A 24,973-nucleotide genomic window follows, 5' to 3' on the forward strand; every position below is an offset into this window, starting at 1 on the left:
AATTGAATTTTTCAGTTATGACAAACTTTTAGGGTTTAACTCTATCTTATCAAAGCGTTTTAAAACGCCATGTTGTCAGCGGGGGGTTATGGCAAATAATATGTAAAAGAAATTGTATATTCGTAGTGGCAATGGCAAGATTATCTTTTATAGCGTGAAACAAAGCGTGTTTAAAATCCAGTAAAAACTATATCTAATAAATTCATATAGTTTTTTCATCGTTTAATCTTGAGTAAAGGTAAAAAGACCCCATAACCTTATGATTAAGCCACTTGGCTCGAGGAAACTTTTTTTTGACAACTTATAATTTAAAGAACACGCTCAACGCGCTATCTAATGCAGATAATCAACAGGCTATTAAAGGCATTATGCGCGGTATTGAGAGAGAATCATTAAGAATTAACCACGATGGTTCTATTTCTAAACAGGCTCATCCTCAAGGTGTGGGCTGTGCGCTCACCAATGAGCATATTACCACTGATTTTTCTGAGTCTTTACTTGAGTTCATTACACCGGTTAGCGAGTCATCAACGCAAACTTTGCAGCAGCTAAAAGATTTACAAAAGTTCACCCTAGAACATATGGGCGATGAATTATTGTGGCCAATTAGTATGCCGTGCTTTATAAATCATCAAGACGATATTGTATTGGCACAATTTGGCGACTCTAATGTCGGTAAAATGAAAACCCTATATCGCGAAGGCTTGAAGAATCGTTACGGCAGTATGATGCAAGCGATTGCTGGCGTGCATTTCAATATTTCTTTTCCACAAACGCTATGGCAGTCACTGCACTCATTAAAGCAAAGTGACGCGAAACTTGAAGATTTCATATCGGATAGTTACTTGGCGTTAATTCGTAACTTTAAACGCGAACTGTGGTTAATTAGCTACATGTTTGGCGCATCACCGGCATTATGTAGTTCTTTTTTACAAGGGCGTAAAAGCGACTTACCGTTTAAAAAACTCGGTAAAGGCACTTTATATTTGGAAGTGGGTACCGCATTACGATTAGGTAACTTAGGCTATACCAATAGCGCACAATCGTCATTACGAGTAATGTATAACTCATTAGATGAATATGTTGCAGGACTTAAAAAAGCCATAAATACGCCTTCAGATATTTACGGCAGTATTGACGATTACACCAGTGCTACGCCAAAGCAATTAAATAAAAACATTTTGCAAATAGAGAACGAGTTTTACTCGCCAATTCGTCCTAAACGTAATGCAAAAAATGGTGAAACGCCCACCGATGCATTGCTAAGAGCGGGTATAGAATATATTGAAATTCGTGCATTGGATGTTAACCCGTTTAGTGAAGTTGGGATTGACTTAGAGCAAATACACTTTTTAGATGTGTTTTTAACTTATTGTTTATTAAAAGATTCAGCACCTATGGATTGGCAAGAGCAAACTCGTAGTACTGAAAATCTTGATACTGTGGTTAACCAAGGTCGAGAACAAGGCTTGATGCTTAATTTTAATAACGAGCAGCGCAGCCTAGAATCTTGGGGTGATGAAATATTTAGTCAGCTGAGTGATGTTGCTCAGTGGATGGATACTGCTTACGATGTTGACTACTACTCAAACACCATTAAGCGCATGGCGACTTGGATTCATGATCCGGCATTAACGTATTCTGGTCGTTATGTTGAGCAGTTAAAAGCATCAGGGTTAGATAATGGCCACTTTGCACTGTCACTTGCTCAGAAGTACAAACAAAGCCATGAAACAGCAAGTTATACTGAATTTTCAAAATCGTGGCTAGAGCAACAAGCTGCAGAGTCGTACCAAGCCCAAAAGGCAATTGAACACGCTGATAAACAATCATTTACCGCATTTTTAGATACATATTTCAGGGTCTGTTGACCTTTGCGGATTACAATTTGTTCAAACTAGGAGCGGTTTAATCGCGGCGTGAGGTTTGTAACCTAATGGGCTCGATAACTGCTCCTGCGTTATTCTACTGGCTTACATCCATGTAAGAATAAGTAAAAACCGAGCAACAAAGAGTAAATTGCTCCTAGGCAGAACCCGAAGAGCAGCACCTGTTTGGCATTGATGCTGCGTTATCGCCTATTTATGGGTAATAACCACACCACATAGGCTTTGCCTTGCCTAAATACCAAACAAACTGCTGAAAATTCAACCTTGAAAGGTCAACAGACCCAAGTAAGTAGTAGGCAAAAAAAACGCAGCTCATAGTAGCTGCGTAAATATTCTTTAGGGATGAAACAATGCTGTACTGCTGCATTCATAGATTCAGACCCACGCTTTTTTAAAAAGTTCAGTGAGATCTTAAAAAATGAAAAAAAATATTATTACTTTATCTCTAGTGCTTACCTTAGCGGGGTGTGCCACTGCGCCACCTAAGCAACCCGAAGATATTTGTAAAATCTTTGAAGAGAAATCTGACTGGTATTTTGATGCTAAAGACGCGCAAGATAAGTGGGGCTCTCCCAAACACGTATTAATGAGTATGATGTACCAAGAAAGTTCTTTTCGTCATGATGCCGCGCCACCCATGGAATACTTTTTATGGATAATTCCAACCGGCCGCGCAAGTGATGCCTATGGTTATTCTCAAGCTAAAACTCCAACTTGGTCTGATTATATTCGTGAAACAGGTAATAGTGGTGCTGATAGAGATGAATTTGAAGATGCGATCGATTTTATGGCGTGGTTTGTTTATAAAACTCACAAAGTTAATGGTGTTTCTAAATGGGATGCTTACGCACAGTATTTAAATTATCACGAAGGGTGGGGCGGTTATAAGCGAGGCACTTATCGTAAGAAAAAGTGGTTAATGAGCGTTGCCAATAAAGTAAAACATCGTGCAAGCCGTTATGGAGCACAGCTAAGACGCTGTGAGGATGATTTAGACAAAGGTTGGTTAGAGCGTTTATTCTTTTAACTAATCTAAACCCAGATTAATAAAAAAGGAGCCATTTGGCTCCTTTTTTGTTGGTTTATTTTTTACGTTTATTGGGCTGAATTTTAACTTGTTTAATCATGTTTTCTTTCACTTCAAGTACCTCAACCGGATAACCTGCAATACGAATGCTTAAGTTAGCATCAGGGATGTCTTCTAAGTACTCAACAATGAGGCCACTTAGCGTTTTAGGGCCATCTAATGGGAATTCCCAACCCATTTCTTTATTTAAGTCGCGTACGTTAGCACCACCATCAACAATATAAGAGCCATCATTTTGTGTGGTTACTTCTTCACTCGGTGTCCGAGTTTGAGTAGTGGTGAAATCGCCCACAACCTCTTCAAGAATATCTTCTAGAGTAACTAAGCCTTGGATATCGCCATATTCATCAACAACAATACCAATTCGTTCTTTTGATAATTGGAACTTCAGTAGTTGGGTGTTAAGCGACGTTCCCTCAGGAATAAAGTAAATTTCACGTACAGCGCGCAGTAGCGAAGGTTTATCGAATTGCTCTTTAGTAAGAAGACGCAATGCATCACGAGAGTGAATAAATCCCACTGCATCATCTATATTGTCGCGATATAAGAGTACGCGAGTATGTTGAGCGTGAGTAAGTTGTTTACTGATTATTTTCCAATCGTCATTAATATCAATCGCCACAATTTCATTGCGAGGGATCATAATATCTTCAACGGTAACTTGTTCTAAATCTAAAATAGAGGTCAACATACTTTGGTGACGAGCGGGGATCAGCGCCCCCGATTCATTTAGCACGGTTTTTAATTCTTCTTTACTCATGCTGTGCTCATCTATTTGTGCAGCGCTAATACCAAATAAGCGCAATATACCATTGGTCATCCAGTTAACAACGACAACAAATGGGAAGAGAATTTTTAGTAACCCTTTGAGTATCACCGAACTTGGAAAAGCGACTCGCTCAGGATAGAGGGCGGCCAGTGTTTTTGGCGTTACTTCAGCGAAAATCAGCACCACAAGTGTTAATGCACCTGTTGCTATAGCAATACCTAAATCACCATACAAACGAATACCAATAATGGTGGCAACTTGGGCAGCCGCAATATTGACAAGGTTATTACCAATAAGGATAAGACCTATCAACCTGTCAGGTCGACTGAGTAATTTACTAACGCGTTTCGCAGCACGATGATTCTCTTTAGCGAGGTGTCGTAAACGAATACGGTTGATTGACATGATTCCGGTTTCTGACCCGGAGAAGTAAGCAGAAAAAAGTACCAATAAACCTAAAATGATAAACAGCGTACTTGTCGATATGTCGTCCAACGATGGATCCTTTTTTTATAAACCAATGCGTATTAAGCTAGAGTGAGCTTTCAGAGTCAAGTTAAAACTTATTTAGAACCACTTCTTGTATAAAACGGCTGCCAAAATAAGCGAGTGTGAGTGTAAATGCGGCAATCATAATACTCACTACCACCATTTTCCCTCGCCAACCTCGTTTTACATGGCCAACGGCAATCGTAGCAAAAATAGCCCAAGCAACTAAAGATAAGATTGTTTTATGAATAAACTCTTTGGCAAACATGCCATCAAGAAATACAAACCCTGTAATCAGCGCCACGCTTAATAATACTGTGCCTAAATTTAATAGTTGATAAAGTTGACGCTCTACCACCATTAGTGGCGGTAAATGGCTATGTACTATTGCTAAATCTTTACGTTTCAAACGTTTATCAATAAAGTAAAATTGTACGCCGTAAAGGGTGGCAATAATTAAGATACAGTAGGCTAATAACGACAGTGAAATATGCGCAACTAACGCAAGCTCTACATTAATGCTATGAAGTAAAACGTGATGAGGAATAAACAGGCTAGCAATAGTTAACAGGGCAGCAAAGCCGTATACAACAGGTAATAGCAGTGTCGCAGGAAACTTCAAAGAGACGGTGGTGACACAAAGCACTATTACCCAACAAGTCAGTAATGCAACATTAACAATACTTAAATCTTGGCCATCGGCTCTAAACACCGAGTTTACTAAAAGCAGCATATGCGCCAAAATAGCGACAGTGCTCAGTATTATGGTAATTTTTTGGCTTGGTCCCTGACGATGAAACAATCGCGAAAGCACGTGAGACGTTGCTAACACATAAAATAAACTGGCAATAATAGTTAAACTAATAATCAGCATTTTGCTTTGGCCACTTAATTGAAGTCAAATAATTCGTGTTCGTTATCTGGTCATTGTATTTTATAGCAACGCAAATGCATAGACCCTGTAAAAAGAAACTCAATAAGCAGCACTTCAACACTGTATTGTATGCCACCATTTACGGTATACTATTTTCAATTGAATTTTAATAACATCGACCTTATTAATAGAGTTGATATAAACGTCTTTTCGGAACCGTTACATGTTTGAGAACCTCCAAGAACGATTAGGTAAAACCCTAAAAAATATTAGTGGCCGTGGTCGCTTAACTGAAGACAACATTAAAGATACACTTCGTGAAGTGCGAATGGCATTTTTAGAAGCCGATGTGGCGTTGCCTGTTGTTCGCGAGTTTGTAAAGCAAGTTAAAGAGCGTGCGGTTGGTGTTGAAGTCACCAAAAGCTTGAGCCCTGGCCAAGTATTTATAAAAATTGTTCGTGAAGAACTTGAAAAAGCCATGGGTGAAGCCAACGAAGAGCTAAGTCTTAATGCACAGCCGCCAGCGGTAGTGATGATGGCTGGTCTTCAAGGTGCGGGTAAAACCACCAGTGTGGGTAAGCTGGCTAAGTTTTTAAAAGAGCGCAAGAAGAAGTCTGTGCTAGTGGTGAGTGCCGATGTGTATCGTCCAGCAGCAATTAAGCAATTAGAAACCTTAGCAACAGAAGTTGATGTAGAATTTTTCCCAAGTGATATTTCGCAAAAACCAGTTGATATTGCAACTGCCGCCATTTCTCATGCGAAAAAGAAATTTATTGATGTTGTATTAGTCGATACTGCGGGTCGTTTGCATGTTGATAGCGACATGATGGATGAAATTAAAGCCTTGCATCATGCAATTAATCCAATCGAAACGCTATTCGTTGTTGATGCAATGACAGGTCAAGATGCGGCAAATACAGCAAAAGCATTTGACGAAGCTTTACCGCTGACCGGTGTGATACTGACTAAAACAGATGGTGATGCCCGAGGTGGTGCTGCTTTATCTATCCGTCATATTACTGGTAAGCCAATTAAGTTTATGGGTGTGGGTGAGCGCACTGATGCCCTTGAGCCTTTCCACCCAGACCGAATTGCTTCACGTATTTTAGGCATGGGTGATGTACTTTCATTAATCGAAGAAGTCGAGATGAAAGTAGACAAAGAACAAGCGGCAAAAGTAGCACAAAAAGTATTTAAAGGTGATGGCTTTACGCTGGATGACTTTGCTGATCAACTAAAGCAAATGAAAAACATGGGTGGCATGATGTCGATGCTCGATAAACTGCCTGGCATGCAAAACATCCCAGATGCGGTTAAAGGGCAAATGGGTGATAAAACCTTTATTCAAATGGAAGCGATTATTAGCTCTATGACCAAAAAAGAGCGTGCACGCCCAGAAATCATCAAAGGTTCGCGTAAAAAGCGTATTGCTGCGGGCTCTGGTACTCAAGTACAAGAGATCAATAAACTGCTTAAGCAATTTACGCAAATGCAAAAAATGATGAAGAAGATGAAAGGTAAAGGTGGCATGCAAAAAATGATGCGTGGCATGAAAGGGATGTTACCACCTGGCATGATGGGTGGCGGTGGTCCAAAATTTTAATAATTTAACCTTTAATACCTCCAATACGAGATAAAAAGTAATCAATAAAGAGGCAAAATGCCTCTTTATTGTTGAATAAACTATGCACAGAATAGCTTATTCATATACTTTTTCATCTTGGATCACGGTTTAATCTACTAAACTGGCTTTTTGCATCACTTCTTACTTGCATTGTTGCTAAAAACTCGTACAATTCACCGGCTCCCCATACTGGGGAGTAAATCTTATTAATGAAAACAGTCAATCTATTTAGAGGACGGTATGGTAACTATTCGTTTGCAACGTGGTGGCGCTAAAAAACGCCCTTTCTATCAAATTGTGGTTGCGGATAGCCGTTTCTCGCGTGACGGTCGCTTCATCGAGAAAGTAGGTTTCTTTAACCCAATTGCTTCAGGTCAAGAAGAAAAACTTCGTTTAGATTTACCACGTGTTGAACACTGGTTAGGTCAAGGCGCAGGTCTTTCAGATCGTGTAGCTAAATTAGTTAAAGACGCTCGTAAAGCGGCTTAATAGGCGTAAGTGTAACCATGAGTCAAGAGAACACCTCATCAATAATTGTCGTAGGAAAGCTCGGCGCCCCATATGGTATAAAGGGCTGGCTTAAGGTGCATTCATTTACTGATGATCCCCAAGGGATCTTCGATTTCAGCCCGTGGTTGATAGGGCAGCAAGGTAAATGGCAATCCTTAGAAGTGGTCGACTGGCGTCGCCACAACAAAGGCTTTATCGCTAAGTTTGCGCAAGTAAATGACAGAGACCAAGCAATGGCTTATACCAATGTAGAAATTTCTGTTGATTCAGCGCAGCTACCAGAATTACCGCAAGGTGAATTCTATTGGCGAGATCTCATCGGCATGTCGGTTGTAACTGATAAAGGTTATAACTTAGGCATTGTTGATGACCTTATGGAGACAGGCTCAAATGATGTACTGGTTGTGAAAGCAAACAGTAAAGATGCATTTGGCCAAGCAGAACGTTTAATTCCTTTTTTAACTGATTCAGTTATTCAAGAAGTTAAATATGATGCGAAAGAAATTACTGTAGATTGGGATCCAAGCTTTTAATGAGTCAAACAAGTTCGTTGTGGGTAGGGGTTATCAGCCTTTTCCCGGATATGTTTGATGCAATTACAACGCAAGGTGTAACCGGTCGTGCTGTTAAAAATGGCTTAATCGATTTTAACTGCTGGAATCCACGTGACTATGCAACTGATAAGCATAGAACCGTAGATGATCGTCCTTACGGGGGCGGGCCAGGCATGTTAATGATGGTTGAACCATTAAAACAAGCCATTCTTGAAGCCAAACAGGCTGCAGGTGATGGTGCAAAAGTAATTTATATGTCGCCACAAGGGCGCAAATTAGATCAGCAAGGGGCTAGCGAACTCGCAAACTCTGAAAAACTGATTTTAATTGCCGGTCGCTATGAAGGTATAGACGAGAGAATAATAGAGTCGTACGTTGACGAAGAATGGTCAATTGGTGATTTTATTTTGAGTGGGGGTGAACTACCTGCCATGACATTAATTGACGCAGTAGCGCGATTAGTGCCAGGGGTGTTAGGAGACAACCAGTCAGCAGAGCAAGACTCATTTTCGGATGGCTTGCTAGATTGTCCTCACTATACACGGCCAGAAACATTGGACGACAAACAGGTGCCTGCTGTATTACTCAGCGGAAACCACCAAGAGATAGCAAAATGGCGGCTTATGCAGTCATTAGGTAGAACTTGGCTTCGCCGTCCTGACTTGTTGCATAACCTAGCTCTGACTGAGGAGCAAGCGGTATTACTCGCGAAATTTCAGCAAGAGTACCAAAAAGCTTGTGGCTAGAAGACAGTTACACCTAGGAAAGTGAGAAACATAATGGCAAAAGTAAACCAAAATATTATTAAAGCGCTTGAAGATGAGCAGCTTAAAACAGACGTACCTGCATTCGGCGCTGGTGATACAGTAGTTGTACAGGTAAAAGTAAAAGAAGGTGCTAAAGAGCGTCTACAGGCCTTTGAAGGTGTTGTAATCGCTAAGCGTAATCGTGGTCTTCACTCAGCATTCACAGTTCGTAAAATCTCGAACGGTGAAGGTGTTGAGCGTGTATTCCAAACGCACAGCCCTCTTATTGATAGCGTAACAGTTAAGCGTCGCGGTGCGGTTCGTCGTGCTAAGCTTTACTATCTACGTGAGCGTTCTGGTAAATCTGCACGTATTAGAGAAAAACTTAACTAATACGCGCTGTTTATCAACGCAAAAAAACGGGTTGCAACCTTTGGGTTGCAACCCGTTTTGGTTTTAATGCTATTGCAATTTTTATATCGCTACATTTAAAAACCAATACACACCTTAACCAGCATGCGTTAAAGTGTGGTTCACTTCAAAGCACAATATCTTCTCACTTCTTGCAAAAAATGATGTACAAAAATGAATGATAAAACGATAGTTACGCACAACGGCAATTTTCATGCAGATGATGTTTTTAGTATCGCTGCGCTTAAAATTATTTTCCCTTCTTTTACCCTGATCCGCACACGCGATAATGCGATTATTAATGACGCTGATGTGGTTATTGATGTTGGCGGCCAATATGACCCAGAAACTGACCGGTTTGATCATCATCAGCGCGGCGGTGCCGGTGCTCGCGAAAATGGGATTCCTTTTTCGTCATTTGGCTTGGTGTGGAAAAAATATGGCTTAGCAATATGTGATGATAATCAAGATGTGGCGAATGCAGTTGATGCAGGGCTTGTATCAACTATTGATGCCATTGATTGTGGTCATGTTGAAGGTGTTGCCACAGGCATTAGTTTAAGCCAAACAATTTCTATGTTTAACCCAACATGGGAAGAGGAAAGTAATTTTGATGCTGCTTTTGATCAAGCGGTGGAATTTGCACACACTTTGCTGCTTCGTTTTGTTGCCTCAGCGCAGGGTGGTTTAAATGCTAAAAAGATTGTTGCTCAAGCAATTAAACAAGCAGACGATCCACGATTAATCGTACTAGAGCGTTATACGCCGTGGAAAAAAACCGTACATAGCTTATCAGAAGAGGCGCTATATGTTGTGTATCCATCGCATTCTGGTAAGTGGATAGTGCAAACGGTACCTGCAGAGCTAGGCTCGTTTGAAGACCGAAAGCCATTACCTGCACCGTGGGCTGGATTATCTGATAGTGAATTTCAAGCAGTGACCGGTATAGATGATGCTATGTTTTGTCACAATGGCTTATTTATCGCCGGTGCAGAATCATTCGAAAGTGTTATGTCGCTTGCGACTATGGCATTGGAATATTAGATAAAAAATGCTAATTAAAGTGGCTATTAAGCCACTTTAATTTTCATTGTTTAAACTCGGCATAGACTTACATTTTATATGCTTTTTAATTCACTTTACGCAAGCTGTGTTCTATTCATTTAATTATCCTACCTTGGTCGCAGTTGAGTGACTCATACTGATCTTTTCACTAATTAGCCTTTTAACCCCTGACGTATCCTGTTAGTATTTATCGTATTGATTAGTTTACTTTTTTGTAAGTATTTATTTACGATTTTGCTTTTTTGGATGGAATGAGAACGTGGCAGAGATAAGTGATTTAGCGCAGCTAAGAAAAGGTATAGATGAATGCGATGCGCAACTGGTTGCCTTACTTGCAAAGCGCAATGGTATTACTCAACAAATTGGCGCAATAAAACAACAAACTGGCGCGCCACTACATGCACCCGATAGAGAAGCTGATTTATTAGCTGCACGACGCCAAGAGGCAATTAATCAAGGTGTAAACCCTGATTTAGTCGAAGACATTCTCAGGCGCATGATGCGTGAAGCTTATCAAAATCAACAGGCCAAATTAGCTTGTGCCGACTCACAACTATCTCCGATTGTCATTGTTGGTGGTGAAGGGGCAATGGGGCAGCTATTTGCAAAACAATTTCAGCGCTCGGGTTACGAAGTTAAAGTTTTAGATAAAGCCCAGCAATCACAGGCAGCAGAGATTTTAAAAGGCGCAAAACTGGTGATGATCAGTGTGCCAATTAATGCCCTCGAAACGGTTGTTAACGCGTTACCTAAACTCGATGATGATTGTTTGCTGGTTGATATTACATCGGTTAAACAAGCGCCGTTAAATGTGCTCAAAAAAGTTCACAATGGCGCTGTTGTTGGCTTACACCCCATGTTTGGTCCTGATATTTCTCATTGGGTGAAACAAACCGTGGTGGTATGTGAAGGGCGTAATCCTGAAATGACACAAGGTTTATTAAAGCAGCTACAAATTTGGGGCTGTCAGTTAGTAGAACTTGATGCTAAAAAACACGATGAAGCGATGCAAATCATTCAGGTTATGCGCCATTTAACCACCTTTGTATACGGTCAGTTTTTAGCGAAACAAGGACATACACTCGCAGAGCTGCGTAGTTGTTCATCACCTATTTATCAGTTAGAGCTGATGATGGTCGGTCGTCTCTTTGCGCAATCGCCAGAGCTGTATACTGATATTATGCTGGCGCAATTTGATAATGTAGAAAGCTTATTAGCGCAGTATCAGTGTTTGTTCTCAGAGACGCTTAAAAAGTTAAAAGCAGGGGATAAGCCAGCCTTAATCGATGCCTTTGCTGATGCAAAAGCCTACTTTTCTGACTCCACAGCGCACTTTTTGACACAAAGTCGCAGTTTATTAAATAAAGCGAACGACGCCAAAGTACTCGATTAAACGTGACAGATTAATTAAAACTAAAAAAGGGCCCGCAGGCCCTTTTTTAATGTTGCTTTAGGCTAGCTTTGTACGCTCACTGCTTGCAGTGATTCGCTTTGATAACAGCCTAATACGCGTACGTACTGGGTATGCTCTTTAAGCTCTTCTAACGCATGTTTCACTTGGCTATCAGCAAGGTTCGCTTCTAAATCTACATAGAATACTTCTTCCCATGGATTTCCTGGTACAGGACGAGACTCTAATTTTACTAGATTTATACTATGCTGTTTAAAAATCATCAGCGCATCGGCGAGTGAGCCTGCTTGCTGCTTAGTTGCCATAATTAAACTGGTTTTAGTGGGGATTTGTTTAGATACATGTAGCGGTTTACGTGCAACCACAATGAAGCGACTATGGTTTTCTTTTTGATTAGCAAGATTGGCCTTAATGACTTCAAGCCCTACATTTTTACCTGCTTGTGCAGAGCCAATAGCCGCACTGTTAGGTGTTTCAAGTGCTGATTTTAATGCACTCGATGTTGAATCGCAGGTCTCATGCTGCAAATCGCCAAGCCCTTGTAAAAAACGGCTACATTGAGCAAACGGTTGCGGGTGAGCAAACACTTTGGTTAATTGGTTAAGTTCTGTGTCTGGGGCGGCTAATAAACAATGCTCTACGCTGTGAGTGACTTCGCCGACAATAGAGACTTGCGCGTGCTGGAGTAAATCAAATACTTCATTAATACTGCCTGAGCTGGTATTTTCAATCGGTAACAAGCCAAAGTCGGCTTGGCCATTTTCTACTTTACCGGTGATCTCATCAAAAGAACTACAGCCAATTTCAATTAATTTGCCTGGTCGGCGACTAAAGTACTTATGACACGCAAGTTGACTGTAAGATCCTTGTCCGCCTAAATAGGTTACTCGATGGGTTTCACTTAGCGCATCAGGGTTGAGGTTTTTTTGCAGCATAGCTTGTTGATGTAATACTGAGTCTTCTAATATGGTTTGAAAAACATTATTTACATAGTAGGCATCTAAACCAAGAGATTTACCATAACCGATTAATTTTTCGAGTAATGCTAATTCACGTGCTTCATCACGAATTGGTTTATTATTCGCTATCTTATATTCAACAACACCATGGCTAATACGGCGTCGCTTCGCTAATAACACAAGTAGGTCAGAATCGATTTCATTTATATCGTGCCTAAGCGTGTCTAAAACATCATTGCTCATTTGGTTTTCCTCATTCCAAAAATGTCACTGTATTTAACAGCGTAAACAAAAAAGCCTCCCAGTTGGGAGGCTTTACTATTCGATTGATTTTATCTCACAAACAGGGAAGCCTCTTCTATATAAAGAAGCTAAAAAAAGATAAGAAAGTAAGTGAGTATTTTATATTCATGCCCTTAATGTATGAAGAGTAACCTCTAATGTCAACAAGCACTTATATTAAATAGGTTTTTTACCTGATATATATACAAAACATATTGTTTTTTAAAAACTTTACAAATAATTTATAATTCTGATTTGAGATCTGGTATATTTCTACTACTCGCAAAAATAATAATTATAAATAAGGTTGGCCTTTTGTGTATCGACGCCCTCCATCTCGATTTGGAATAAACTCACTCAGTGTCAAGTTATCACTGTTGATCTCTGGCATTTGTTTAGTTGCAGGTATTTGTGCGGCTGCATTAATGCTCAAATCAGAAGAGAAACAGCTTGTATTTGAAGAGCATGAGGTATTAAAGCAATCAAATGAATTGTTAATAAACCAGTTTAATAATTTGATAGCGACCAAAGTTAAAATAGCTGAGCAAGCTAATATTGTTGTTAGCGAGCAGTTATTTGAGGGGCAATTATCATTTAAGAATAACAATGCCCCGACTATGCAAGTCACCAATGATGGTTCAGTGCGCAGCGCATCTGCCGATGGCTTATCTGCGGCGTTCATTCCCGAAAATGCTTATTCTCCTTTTTATAAACAGTTAATTGCAGATTCTGAATCGCTTTGGAAAGTGATTTCCCCCACGTTAATTCAAGATTTTTATAATTTTTACCTGATCACCAAAGATAATTTTATCCGTGTTGCGCCACCAAATTGGGCACTTAATGTCCCCGGAGATTACACCTTTAATCAAAGCAAAAGTTTTAATTACGCAAAATCGTTAACAAACCCACAACGCGAGCCGCTGTGGTCACGAGTGTATTACGATGGCGTTTGGAATAAGTGGGTCGTTAGTTTAATTGTACCTATTTATAAAAATGATGAGTTTTTAGGGGTCACGGGTAGTGATATTTCTCTCGACTCTCTCATATCGCAATTGCCCGTCGGCGGAAAAGAAAAACATTTAGTGGTGTTCGATAAGCAAGGGCAGCTATTAGCGCACCCTAATTTAGGAGCCGATAGTTATACCCAATACGGAGAGGCGGGTAAAAAGCTGCTACCTAGCGATTTTATTTCTCCTGAGCTAAAGCGAGTTATTGATAATGCAGGGCAAATACAATTGCCGGAATATGCCGACTCGTTTTCATTAAATGATGAAGACTACATTATAAATATCCATAAAGTTGAAGGTGTAAATTGGTACGTAGGCGTATATAAAAAGCGCTCTTCTACACTATCGGCACTGAAAGACTTAAAACTGAAGTTTTTTGGCTTGTTTATTCTGTATGCCATTTTAGTTGCTTTATTATTACACCAAGCACTTTACCAACTAGTATTAAGACGCCTACATTCACTGGTTTATGCGGTTACTAACTTTGGTAAAGGTCAGTTAGAAATTGATTTTCCAAAAGAAAATAAAGATGAAATTGGCACGCTTAATGGTTCATTCAAAGATATGACCATTGAAATCCGCAAACTCATCGATGGCTTAAACCAGCGCATAATAGAAAAAGAAATTGCAGAAAAGGCTGCAAATCGCTTGTCTAAAGCGGTTGCCTTCTCGGGCACGGGGGTGGTGATCACTGATGAAAACTTTGTGATTGAATATGTTAATCCAAAAATGCTGGAAATGACCGACTTTGCAGAAAGTGATTTCCTGCGCCAGCCACTTCTGACTATTATTGCTAATGAAATGACCATGCTGGTAGAGGATATTGACATTGATTTGCGCAACCGTAATTACTGGCGAGGGGATACCCTTATTGAAGCGCAAAACAAGCCACCCATATGGGTATCGCTGAGTGTGTCACCTATTCGTGAAGATGGTGGAAAAATCACCAGTTACGTTGCTTCAGCGCAAGATATTTCATTTGTAAAAGAAAGCCAACGCAAAATGGAACAGCTCGCTTACTTCGACACATTAACCGGGCTTGCTAATCGTACATTCTTTAGAATGCAGCTTAGAAAGTCGATGGCGCTTGCTGAAAGAGGGCGTTACTCGTTTGCTTTATTTTATTTTGATTTGGATGAATTTAAGCGTATTAACGATACTTTAGGTCACGATGCAGGCGATCAACTATTGGTTGAAGTGGCAACGCGCTTAAAGCAGCGCTTACGAGCAGAAGATACTATCGCCCGTTTAGGCGGTGATGAGTTTGCGGTATTACTCAGTGGTATTGAGCATCAAAAAGAAGCATCGGAAGTCGCTGACACCATTCAAAAAACGTTAAATCAGCCAATAAAATTAGGTAGTAACGAAGTTATTGTTAGTGCCAGTATTGGTATTACCTTGGCGCCATTTGATAGCTTAGAAGAAGATCAGTTATTAAAACATGCCGATTTAGCCATGTATGAAGCAAAAGCGAAAGGGCGTAATACGTTCCACTTTTATAGCCAAGATCTAAATGCAGCCGCCAATGAGCGATTATTCCTTGAAAATGAGTTGCGCCATGCAATTAAAGAAAAGCAACTCACACTGCATTATCAGCCACAAGTTGATTGTCGAGATAATAGTGTAGTGGGATATGAAGCATTGCTTCGCTGGTTCCATCCTACGCAGGGATTCATTCCACCTACTAAATTTATTCCTATTGCTGAGGCAACGGGTTTAATTGTGGAACTTGGTAAGTGGGTATTACAACAAGCGTGTGAGTTCACTAAACGACTAGAGCAACAAGGTAGAGCGAGCAACATGTCGATAAACCTGTCAGCAAGGCAGTTTAAAGACGCAAGCTTAGTACCTATGCTGAAAAAAATAATCATAGAGACGCAAATTAATGCTAAAAGCCTGCACCTTGAACTGACTGAGAGCATGCTAATGGGTAATGTTGAGGCGGCTATTGATCAGTTACATCAATTGAAAAAGCTGGGTATTTCAATTTCCATTGACGATTTTGGTACAGGCTATTCTTCGTTGAGTTACCTTAAACGTTTTCCTGTCGATATTCTTAAAATTGACCGCTCGTTTGTTAAAGATATCCCTGAAGATGATAATGATATGGAGATCACCGCTGCGATTATTGCGATGGCACAAAAGCTCAAGCTTGATGTGGTTGCTGAAGGGGTTGAAACAATAGAGCAAGTTGAATTTTTACAAAATAATAATTGTTTTATTGTGCAAGGCTATTACTTTAGTAAGCCCGTTGCCGAAGCCGATATCCCTGTGTTGTTTGATCAATTAGCTGCGTTAAAAGTCCCTGAATAGAACAAAAATTGCGGGTTAACCACCCGCAATTTTTACCTTAAACTTTAATCCTTCTAAAATCGCCTTTAACTTATCGCGATCATCACCTTGTACTTCAATAACTCCTTCTTTTACTGCGCCACCTTGGCCCATCTTACTTTTTATTGTTTTTGCTAACTTTTTTAAATCGTGCTGTTGGGGATCTAATCCTACAACTAGCATTACGCCTTTACCTTTTCGACCTTTGGTTTGACGCTCTATGCGAATAGACCCGTCTTTAAATAGTTTTACATCCAGTTCTTTTTCTGGCTTTGGCTGGTCAATTCGCCCTGTTGCTGTTGAATACACTAAGTGATTATCACTCATAATTAACCTATCTAAGATTGAATCTAATATTGGGCTAAATAATAACAAATTTGTGATGCAAAGGCGTAATTTTTGCGCCTAAGCTGAACACCTTTTAATCCCGCAAAGATAAACATCCTCTGTTTAAGTACCGCAATAGTGTTTATGAATAAAAGTGCTTAAGGATTTTAAAAAGCGCTTTAAATTGGCTAGCGCTATAAAAATATCCATGCTACTATTTCGGCATTATAGATGTATGGATGGCCAAATGATAGATTCTTATTTAGAGCAAGCTCAGCTTAATGTAGAGCAACAGTTAATTAATGCTGAGCTAGAAAAGCTTGAGCAGTACTTAAATAGCAATGCTGCACCGGCCGTGCGTTGGCAGTATCAAATTCCAGAACTCGGTGAAGGTGGCGCATGTAGTTTATTCGGCTACTTGCAAGATGAGCCGTTTAATTTAAACGATTACGTTAGCCAAAATACGCAAATAACGGCAAAGTTAGCGCAACTTCAGTTGATTGTTGACTATGTAATCGAAAACACCCAGTTAGATTGGTATGGCATCTATCAAAATACGGCCACCCCTGAAGGCGAGCAGTTATTAAAGCTCGCTTATTTTGGTGAACCGAGTCGCCCTTTATTTCCGCTCACCGCTGAATTTGCAACCGGCAGTAATAATGTGCAAGTGGCACTCAGTGGTAAAGGACGTGTCATTAATAATGTTGAGCAATATTTAGCCGCGGGTGGTGAGTATTACACCTGCGATCCGAAAGTAAAAGCAGAGGCCTGTTTACCACTATTTAATGCGCAAAAGCAGTGCATTGGCATTGTCGATGGCGAAGCCTTTAGCACGGATTTTTTTGATAATGCGACACTCGCATTATTAATTGCATGCTGTATTAAAATTCCTCACTTTTTAGTGTAAATAACACTGGTCAATCGAGTGACTTTTTATGTTAAGCTTAGCGCAACAGCTAACCCCTAAATAACGAAGAGATAGTCAATGTTCTCAGTATTAAAACCATTACCAACAGACCCTATTCTTGGCCTTATGGCGGCCTATAAGCAAGATACTAACCCTAATAAGATTGACTTAGGGGTTGGTGTATATAAAGACGAGCAGGGGAATACCCCGGTATTAAAGTCAGTAAAAAAAGCAGAAGCGTTTCGTTTAGAAAATGAAATGAGCAAATCTTACATTGGTCTTGCTGGTAACTTAGATTACTGTCAACAAATGGAAAATCTTCTTCTTGGTGAGCACCCAGCATTATTAGCTAATCGCGTACGCACAGCACAAGCACCTGGTGGTACAGGCGCACTTCGTGTTGCAGCAGAATTTATTGTACGTTGTAACCCAGGCGCAACTGTATGGGTTACTAACCCAACGTGGGCTAACCACATTAGCTTATTTGAAGCTGCAGGCTTAACTGTTAAAGAATACCCATACTACGACTACGAAAACAAAGATTTATTGTTTGATGAAATGGTTGAAACATTAACACAGGTGCCTAAGGGCGATGTTGTGTTATTACATGCATGTTGTCACAACCCAAGTGGTATGGATTTAAACGAAACACAATGGAATACCATTGCTGAACTTGCAAAAGATGTGGGCTTTACGCCATTAATTGATATTGCATACCAAGGTTTTGGTTCTTCTTTAGAAGAAGATGCGAATGGTTTACGTATTTTAGCCAATGCGGTTGAAGAGTTGATCATTTGTTCATCATGTTCTAAAAACTTTGGCTTATACCGTGAGCGTATTGGTGCGTGTTCAATTATTGCAAAAGACAGTGCAACCGCTGATATTTCAAACTCGGTATTATTAAGTGTGGTACGTAGCATTTATTCTATGCCGCCAGCGCACGGTGCAGACATTGTAAACACCATTTTAAGCAGCACAGAGTTAACGCAGTTATGGCACAGCGAACTTGATGAAATGCGTAACCGTATTAATGGTTTACGTAGTTTAATTAAAGACAGCCTTGCAGCCAAAGACATTGCTCAAGACTTCTCATTTATAGACCGCCAACACGGTATGTTCTCTTTCTTAGGTATTAATAAAGAGCAAATCGAGCGTCTACAAAAAGACTACGGTATTTATATTGTGGGCTCTAGCCGTGTAAACGTAGCGGGAATTAGTCAAGCAAACATCGATTACTTTGCTAACGCTGTTGCTGATGTATGTAAGTAACCAATAATAAGTTTTAGCTTATTAGCAATAAAAAAACCGCACACTCGTTGCGGTTTTTTATTGTTTGTAATACCCATCCCCTTATATCAATCTGCTTAGATATAAGGGAGTTTAATTCGTTAAATTGTTCAAATATATATACAAATTGGTATTACAGCCAGCGAATAGCGCCTGCAATACGTTCATTATACATATCAACCGGTGAGCCTAGGCTTGCTATTAGTACAGTATCAGCTTGTTTTCCTCGGCTTATATGGCCTACATAGCGAGAGTCACTAAAGTCACCCGAGCCAATTTCAAAGACTTTGTTATCACTGGGGACAATAAACACGGTCATAGGGCCAAAGTCCGATTCAAACACTAAATGGATGCCTTTCTCGCCTTGAAAATCGCAAAAATTAACATAAGTAACTTTCCCAGGTAAATCATTAAGTTGACCGCCAAGTAAAGCAAGCTTTTCATTGACTGTTTGTAAGCTGATCGGTTGAGTTTTATTTAACGCGTTAAGTTCATGATAAACATGCGCCAATGCATGCTCACCAGCCGCATGATTCAAGTTTTGCTCTGAGCTAAACATAAACGCACTTACCGCAATCACAAATGAAGCAGCGAACGCCAAATATACACGGTCAAACTTAAAGCGTGAGCGTGAATCAATAACGTTGTTTTTTTGTTCAAGCTCATCTTTTCTGGCTTTTTCTTTTAACGAGGTGTTTAAAATAATCCGTTCAGCAAGGTTGTCAGGCACAGGAATATCAAGCGCATCATTGAGTTGCTTATCAAATGTTTTGTTTTCATTTAAAAATTGTTGTCTATCGGGACTGCTGTTTGCAAATTCCAGTAGTTCTTTGTCTAGCTCGTTTGGCTGTGCAATCGTGCGGCGACGAAACTCAAGTTCATCCATTATTTTGATGCCCCTTTAAGTTGTTCATCATCACGGCTTAGTGCCTCTTTAAGTTGATTTTTTGCTCGAAATAAACGTGTCATAACCGTATTTTTGTTTAAATCGAGTATGTCTGCAATTTCATCCCCAGAGCAGCCCATAACCACTTGTAATAGTAGCGGCTCTTTGTATTCATCGGCCAACAACGAAATTTGCCGTTGAATAACGGTTTGCTCCATTTCATCATCTAAAGAATGACTGGTTTGATCCACTAGCGTGTCGTTATCTACATCACTGTAATCAAATTGCTTGCGCTCAAAGCGCCTCGCATTTTCGCGTCTTAAAATTGTTAGCAACCATGGCTTAGCTGCTTTTTGATCGAGTAACGAGTCAAGCGATCGCCAAGCACGTAAAAAGGTTTCTTGCACTAAGTCATCTGCAATATTCGGATCGTTACATAACCAGTAAGCGAAGCGATAGAGTTCCTTATGATAAACGTGAACCAGGGCTTCGTAGCGTTGTTGTTTTTCAGCCATATTTAGTAAGACCTGATCATTCGATTTTTTATTTCCAAACATAAGCACTTTTTAGTTAAAATTATTATAGGTCAAAAAAGCAAAATACAATTGAGATCAAGAATACAGCTCTTTTAACGCAGGTGATGAAGGCTTAGCTGTTTGCGATTGATGTGCCTTTAACATGCTAACTATAGCGTCTAAGTTGGCGCTAGCCGTTTGCTTACTGTACAACTGTGCTTGTAAATTGTTTACCTGCGCGGTGAACTCTGAGTTGTTTATCATAGCGCATAAATGGGATAGCGCCCCTACCTTTTTACCTGTAAGGGTTAGCGCATACTGATTAAGCGCATCGTAAAATGCTTTTTCGTCATGGCTTTTAGCTAATACCAGCAGGGCTTTTAAAGATGGTTGTTGATTTGTTTTATTAGTTGTTTGAGCCGCTTGTTGCACTTCTTTAGCTGGGCGTTTAATAAAGTAAAAAATCAGCGTCGCAATCCATAAAACATAACCAAGCGCGGCCACAATAATTAGCCACAGTGGTGTGGCAGTTTGCTGTTGCACTGTAACTGCTTGCTTCGTTGACTCTGCCATAGTGTTATTTAGGTTGTTTTCAGCTGGCGGATTAAGCGTTTGCACTGGCGCTGTTGTACTGGGTGTTACTGTAATAGTACGCTCAGGTAAGGTCGCATAACTAATCCGATTTATTTTGGTGTTATACCAAGGCAAGCTAATTTCAGGTAATGTGTAAGTGCCAGGTGTTTGTGGCAGTAGCGCAAATGAGGCGCTTTGCTGTGATACCACTCGACCATCACGTACCGCATTATTGGTTTCTTTTTCATCCGGGTAGCTGCGAATACCATTAATAGTAGGCATATCAATTTCGGGTAGTTGCTCTTTAGTCACCCCTAAGGCGGTAAGCATAATAGTACGTGTTATCGGCGTGCCGGCTTCAACGTTATTATCCTCTGGCTGCCATTGCTCGGTTAAGCTCACCAGTTCACTGGGTAACCAGTCTCCTTGATAGTTTTCAGGGATAGGTTTAATTTCAATTTGCTGCTCATCGCCAAGCGCTGACACTTCCAATTGACGATAGTTTTGCTGAATACGCCCCTGAAAAACGGGAGCTGCAATAGTGTAGGCGCCACTTTTTTGGGGCTGAATTAAATAATTACGGGTGATCACTAAATAACGTTTACCGTTAACCAGTTCATAATCTTCGCTTTGTTTACCGAGTTGGGTAAGTTGGGCATCTTCCATACTTGGCGCACTTAAGCTGCCATCAAGAAGCTCTTTGGCTAAGTAAAGCTTAATGGTGTAAACGCCAGCCTCTTGTACAAATAAGCTGTTGTTTGAGAGCGAGGTTTTTAAAAATATATCGTTATTTTTATCTGCGTCGCTGCTGCGCTCTTTAACCGATAAGCTAATTGGTTGCGAGTTTAGCCCTGCAACACTAAAACTGGGAATGGTGTATTCACCCGCCTTGCGGGTCATTAGTTTAACAGACCAAGAGGTTTGTTTTTTTATACTGCCATTAATAATGTTAGTGCGGCTACTTAAGCTCATAGGGCCGACTACAAAATCTTTTAATAACGCTGAGGTGTCGGGTTGTTGCCCTTTTATTGAATCATCAATGCTAATATTAAGCATAAAAAATTCACCCGCTAATACTGGGTTTTTATCAACGCTTGCCTCCAAAGTGGTGGCGGCCATTAATGGCATGGCAGTTAATAGCAATAAACAGCAAAATAATCGCATTACCATGATTTTTCTACTCCTGTTGGACGACGTTGATATTGTCTTTTTTGGGCTTCTAATTGCATTTTGTTTCTTAATAAAATAGCGGGATCGTCGGGCACTTTTCTTAATAACTGATTTAGTTGCTGTGCTTTTTCTTTTTCTTCATTAGTGAGCTCAGCGGCTTGTGCCTGCATGGCTTGTTGCTGTGCCTGCTGTTTTTGCTCATCAGAGGGCGGTTGCTCACTCATTTCATTAGGTTGATTTTGCGGCTCATCTTGCTGCGGTTTATTCTCGTCTTTATTTTCATTTTGTTGGCTTTGTGACTGAGCTTGCATGTCAGGCTCATTCTGTTTGTCTGATTGCTCACCAGATTGGCCTTGTTGATCTTTTGATTGTTCCGAGGACTGATCTGATTGCTGTTGTTCACTGTTTTGGCTGTCCTCTTCGCTTTTATCTGCGCTGTTTTTCTCGCCATTTTTTTGCTGATCTTGTTTTGATTTATCTGCATCATCTTGACTTTGCTCATCTTGATTTTGCGAATCATTGCCTTGCTGATTTTCTTGGTCTTGCTGTTGATTCAGTAACTGCTCAACAAGCGCTTGATTCTCAGCGGCTTCACTAAAGTTATCTTGCTTTACTTGCGCTTGTTTATACGCGTCAATGGCAGCCTCTAATTGTCCTGCTTTAGCCAAGGCGTTGCCATAGTTATAATAACCGGTTGCTGACTTATCTTGGCTAAACTCATTCAAGGCAGCATCAAATTGCCCTTGCTGATAAAGTGCAGCCCCTTTGAGAGCGCTTGAGCGAGCCTGAGCTGCTTGTTGATACTCTTTGTTGTTGTATGCCTCTAATGCCCGTTGATCCGTATTTTTAAACAGGGTTGGCAGCTCTGCGGCATGCGCATTTTGTTGAGGTAAAAAGCTAAGTAATAGTACTGCGCTAACTAATGCAGATCGTCTAAATAAATACAAAGCTAAAGGCAGTAAAATAAGCAAACCATAAATACCGGCGTCAATTCGCCATAAGGCTAAATTTGGTTTTTCACTTTTTAATACTTCACTGTTTGCTTGCGGTGAAAAAACGGCAATATCGCTATTGCTTGGCTGATAATCGGCAAACTGCCCACCACTATTTTTTGCAAGTCCTTCAAGTAATGATGCATTGAGGGTTGGCACCACAATTTGACCATAATTATCTTTTAAAAACCCGCCTTCAGGTAACTTTATAGGAGCTCCTTGCGCTGTGCCTACGCCGTAAATATTAAGTCGATATTGGCTACTGTTGGTAAAACGGCTTACATCGCTTTGCTGTTGTTGTTCAATACCATCGGTGATCAAAATAATATCGCCATCGAGGTAGCCGGCTTGGCTTAGTAGCTCTTGTGCCATATCTAAGCCAGCGAGTACGTTTGAGCCTTTATCTGGCATAATTTCAGGGCTTAAACTAGGAATAAGGTTGGCAAGAGTCTTAGCGTCGTTGGTCAGTGGTGAAATGGTATAGGCAGTGCCTGCGTAAGCCACTAACGCGGTATCGCCTTCTTTAAATAGCTCAACCATATCGAGGGCTTTAAAACGTGATTGCATTAATCGATTGGGAGCAATGTCGGTGCTATACATAGAGTAGGACATATCCATGACAATAACGCGGGCACTTTTACTTTGAAATACGGGTACTTGTTTCTCTTCAAAGCTTGGCCCTGCACTAAATATAATCGCTAAATTGCAAAATAACGCAACCAGCCACAGCGGCTGGCGAGCTTTATTGTTTGATTCACTCATTACAAATGATGCCAAGTGCGGCGCAATAAGTGGCGCTGACTGGGTTTTTTTATGTTTTAGTAAGGCGATAAAAAATAACCCTGAGGCAGGGAGTAACAGCCATAAAATAGCAGGACGAATAAATTCAAAATCCATTAGTTTGGCTCCTTCATTGCGCGCACCGTTTTTATCAATGCCATTGCACTTATGAGTAAAATGGCCAGTAATAACGGATAATAGAACAAGGCTGTTTGTGGGCGAAAGGTTTGCTCATCGGCACTAATTGGTTCAAGCTTATCAAGCTCAGCGTAAATCTGTTGCAGGCCAGCGACATCTTTTGCTCTAAAATACAGACCGCCTGTTTGCTCAGCAATTTTTTTCAATAAGCCCTCATCTAGGTTACTGCCCCCAGAGCCCATATTAAATAAACTAAAGCCGCGCGGGTTATCTGAACCGACTCCGATAGTGTACACTTTTATACCTTCTTCACGGGCAAGTAGCAGCGCATCTTCTGGGTTTAAATTTCCTGCGGTGTTTTGTCCATCTGTAAGCAACACCACAATACGGTTACTTTCCTTTTTACTGGCAAAGCGTTTTACCGATAAACCTAAAGCGTCACCAATCGCCGTGGCACGTCCTACTAAACCAATTTGCGCCTCAGAGAGCATTTTACTGACGGTTTTCACATCACGCGTCAATGGGGTTTGTAAAAAAGCGGTATCACCAAACAATATAAGGCCGAGTCTGTCGCCTTGGCGCTGCTCTATAAAGTCACTTAGCACTGCTTTAACCATGGTTAAACGGTCAACATATTGGCCATTGTAAGCCATGTCTTGTTCGGTCATTGAGCCCGATAAATCCACAGCGAGCATTATATCGCGGCCTTCGTTGGGTAGCGATATGGGCTCATCTAACCACGTTGGATTTGCTGATGCGGTCACTAATAATAACCACAGCAACCACTCGATAATATTCAATTTACGCGCACTTGGCTCTATGCTTTGATTGCTTAAATTATGTGATGCAAAACTTGGAATGCGCAGACGCGTGTTGGCATCATTGGCGGCGGGTTTTAATAGTAACAATATTAAAGGTAGCGGCAGTAATAAAAACAGCCATGGCCAGCTAAATTCAAACATGCAGCGGCTCCTTTAGTTTAAATTGTTTAATGGCTTGGCGAAATTTATCACTGAGGGCTGCCTGTGTTTGATTAGCGTTATATAGGCTTAAAATTTCTTCTTCTGTAAAGCCAATAGCTGAAAGTTGGTTTAATGTGTTGCACCAATGCGTTGTTGATTGCGCGGCCAAACGCGGATCGTAATAGGTGATCACTAAACGCTTTAAAATGACATGTAATTGCTGCGCTGACTGTTGTTGATTAGCTAATGCAATGGCATCACGTTTTGGCTTTTTAAAGCGATAATTTTTATAAATTATGACAATTAAGCTACACAATAAACACACAGCAATTGCAATAACAACCCACCAAGCAGGAGCGAGTGGCCACCAGTCGACTTGGGTGGGAGCAATAATATCGTGTAGACCATCAAGTGGAGAGGTTTGCATG

The 24,973-nt window shown here is 40.5% G+C and carries 22 protein-coding genes and 1 other annotated feature; of the genes, 12 read left to right on the forward strand and 10 right to left on the reverse strand.

Going from position 1 to position 24,973, the window contains the following annotated elements:
* Positions 1–293 precede the first annotated feature (293 nt).
* Positions 294–1,871 (forward strand): glutamate--cysteine ligase, encoded by a 1,578-nt coding sequence (gene gshA, locus KK487_RS04940; protein ID WP_036956848.1) that lies wholly within the window; start codon positions 294–296, stop codon positions 1,869–1,871.
* A 436-nt stretch (positions 1,872–2,307) separates the two neighbouring features.
* Positions 2,308–2,916 carry a transglycosylase SLT domain-containing protein gene (locus KK487_RS04945; RefSeq protein WP_008114460.1) on the forward strand — a complete coding sequence of 203 codons (609 nt, stop codon included), beginning with the start codon at positions 2,308–2,310 and terminating at the stop codon, positions 2,914–2,916.
* A gap of 55 nt (positions 2,917–2,971) precedes the next feature.
* Here KK487_RS04945 and KK487_RS04950 read toward each other — a convergent pair whose 3' ends face one another.
* The gene (locus tag KK487_RS04950; RefSeq protein ID WP_013464491.1) at positions 2,972–4,240 is read right to left on the reverse strand and encodes an HlyC/CorC family transporter; all 1,269 of its coding nucleotides are present in this window, start codon (positions 4,238–4,240) and stop codon (positions 2,972–2,974) included.
* A 61-nt stretch (positions 4,241–4,301) separates the two neighbouring features.
* On the reverse strand, positions 4,302–5,108 hold the full coding sequence (locus KK487_RS04955; RefSeq protein WP_013464492.1) for a cytochrome C assembly family protein: 807 nt from the start codon (positions 5,106–5,108) through the stop codon (positions 4,302–4,304).
* Positions 5,109–5,331: 223 nt separating this feature from the next.
* Here KK487_RS04955 and ffh point away from each other — a divergent pair, with 223 nt between their 5' ends.
* From ffh to tyrA, 7 genes are all read left to right on the forward strand, one after another.
* Complete coding sequence (gene ffh / locus KK487_RS04960; protein WP_008464738.1) at positions 5,332–6,711, forward strand: signal recognition particle protein; 1,380 nt, start codon at positions 5,332–5,334, stop codon at positions 6,709–6,711.
* Between the two features lie 261 nt (positions 6,712–6,972).
* Positions 6,973–7,221, forward strand: a complete 249-nt coding sequence (gene rpsP / locus KK487_RS04965; RefSeq protein WP_008114468.1) for a 30S ribosomal protein S16 — start codon at positions 6,973–6,975, stop codon at positions 7,219–7,221.
* Positions 7,222–7,238: 17 nt separating this feature from the next.
* Positions 7,239–7,775: a ribosome maturation factor RimM gene (rimM, locus tag KK487_RS04970; RefSeq protein ID WP_008114470.1), complete on the forward strand. Its 537-nt coding sequence runs from the start codon at positions 7,239–7,241 to the stop codon at positions 7,773–7,775.
* Positions 7,775–8,542, forward strand: coding sequence for a tRNA (guanosine(37)-N1)-methyltransferase TrmD (trmD, locus tag KK487_RS04975; RefSeq protein ID WP_036956849.1), 768 nt, complete (start codon positions 7,775–7,777; stop codon positions 8,540–8,542). The genes rimM and trmD overlap by 1 nt, the downstream gene beginning before the upstream one ends.
* A gap of 33 nt (positions 8,543–8,575) precedes the next feature.
* Positions 8,576–8,935 carry a 50S ribosomal protein L19 gene (gene rplS / locus KK487_RS04980; RefSeq protein WP_011327636.1) on the forward strand — a complete coding sequence of 120 codons (360 nt, stop codon included), beginning with the start codon at positions 8,576–8,578 and terminating at the stop codon, positions 8,933–8,935.
* A gap of 192 nt (positions 8,936–9,127) precedes the next feature.
* Entirely contained in the window at positions 9,128–9,997 is an 870-nt protein-coding gene (locus KK487_RS04985; RefSeq protein ID WP_013464495.1) for an MYG1 family protein, read from the forward strand.
* Positions 9,998–10,277: 280 nt separating this feature from the next.
* Complete coding sequence (tyrA, locus tag KK487_RS04990; RefSeq protein WP_128583232.1) at positions 10,278–11,411, forward strand: bifunctional chorismate mutase/prephenate dehydrogenase; 1,134 nt, start codon at positions 10,278–10,280, stop codon at positions 11,409–11,411.
* Between the two features lie 62 nt (positions 11,412–11,473).
* On the opposite strand, the gene KK487_RS04995 is transcribed toward tyrA, so the two are convergent.
* Positions 11,474–12,631, reverse strand: coding sequence for a chorismate mutase (locus KK487_RS04995; RefSeq protein ID WP_128583231.1), 1,158 nt, complete (start codon positions 12,629–12,631; stop codon positions 11,474–11,476).
* A 44-nt stretch (positions 12,632–12,675) separates the two neighbouring features.
* Positions 12,676–12,798, reverse strand: a sequence feature (Phe leader region).
* Positions 12,799–12,987: 189 nt separating this feature from the next.
* Between KK487_RS04995 and KK487_RS05000 the strand changes: the two genes are divergently transcribed.
* The gene (locus tag KK487_RS05000) at positions 12,988–15,990 is read left to right on the forward strand and encodes a bifunctional diguanylate cyclase/phosphodiesterase (RefSeq protein WP_128583230.1); all 3,003 of its coding nucleotides are present in this window, start codon (positions 12,988–12,990) and stop codon (positions 15,988–15,990) included.
* Between the two features lie 15 nt (positions 15,991–16,005).
* Here KK487_RS05000 and KK487_RS05005 read toward each other — a convergent pair whose 3' ends face one another.
* Positions 16,006–16,335, reverse strand: coding sequence for an SUI1 family translation initiation factor (locus tag KK487_RS05005; protein ID WP_008464752.1), 330 nt, complete (start codon positions 16,333–16,335; stop codon positions 16,006–16,008).
* A gap of 247 nt (positions 16,336–16,582) precedes the next feature.
* Here KK487_RS05005 and KK487_RS05010 point away from each other — a divergent pair, with 247 nt between their 5' ends.
* A complete protein-coding gene (locus KK487_RS05010; protein ID WP_215521997.1) occupies positions 16,583–17,242 on the forward strand; it encodes a GAF domain-containing protein in 660 nt (219 codons plus the stop codon).
* A gap of 78 nt (positions 17,243–17,320) precedes the next feature.
* Entirely contained in the window at positions 17,321–18,511 is a 1,191-nt protein-coding gene (locus KK487_RS05015; protein ID WP_008464755.1) for an amino acid aminotransferase, read from the forward strand.
* A gap of 151 nt (positions 18,512–18,662) precedes the next feature.
* Here KK487_RS05015 and KK487_RS05020 read toward each other — a convergent pair whose 3' ends face one another.
* The 6 genes from KK487_RS05020 to KK487_RS05045 all read right to left on the reverse strand — a co-directional run bounded on the left by KK487_RS05020 (position 18,663) and on the right by KK487_RS05045 (position 24,972).
* Complete coding sequence (locus KK487_RS05020) at positions 18,663–19,415, reverse strand: DUF3379 family protein (protein WP_064663786.1); 753 nt, start codon at positions 19,413–19,415, stop codon at positions 18,663–18,665.
* Positions 19,415–19,930, reverse strand: a complete 516-nt coding sequence (locus tag KK487_RS05025) for a sigma-70 family RNA polymerase sigma factor (protein WP_024602816.1) — start codon at positions 19,928–19,930, stop codon at positions 19,415–19,417. Before KK487_RS05025 ends, KK487_RS05020 begins: the two co-directional genes overlap by 1 nt.
* A gap of 96 nt (positions 19,931–20,026) precedes the next feature.
* Positions 20,027–21,673 carry a BatD family protein gene (locus KK487_RS05030; RefSeq protein WP_128583227.1) on the reverse strand — a complete coding sequence of 549 codons (1,647 nt, stop codon included), beginning with the start codon at positions 21,671–21,673 and terminating at the stop codon, positions 20,027–20,029.
* Positions 21,667–23,562 carry a vWA domain-containing protein gene (locus KK487_RS05035; RefSeq protein WP_128583226.1) on the reverse strand — a complete coding sequence of 632 codons (1,896 nt, stop codon included), beginning with the start codon at positions 23,560–23,562 and terminating at the stop codon, positions 21,667–21,669. The genes KK487_RS05030 and KK487_RS05035 overlap by 7 nt, the downstream gene beginning before the upstream one ends.
* The gene (locus KK487_RS05040) at positions 23,562–24,545 is read right to left on the reverse strand and encodes a vWA domain-containing protein (protein WP_028835374.1); all 984 of its coding nucleotides are present in this window, start codon (positions 24,543–24,545) and stop codon (positions 23,562–23,564) included. Before KK487_RS05040 ends, KK487_RS05035 begins: the two co-directional genes overlap by 1 nt.
* Positions 24,538–24,972, reverse strand: coding sequence for a DUF4381 domain-containing protein (locus tag KK487_RS05045; RefSeq protein ID WP_013464506.1), 435 nt, complete (start codon positions 24,970–24,972; stop codon positions 24,538–24,540). Before KK487_RS05045 ends, KK487_RS05040 begins: the two co-directional genes overlap by 8 nt.
* Position 24,973 lies beyond the last annotated feature (1 nt).

Source organism: Pseudoalteromonas sp. SiA1 (assembly GCF_018732205.1).
Taxonomy (GTDB): Bacteria; Pseudomonadota; Gammaproteobacteria; order Enterobacterales; family Alteromonadaceae; genus Pseudoalteromonas; species Pseudoalteromonas tetraodonis.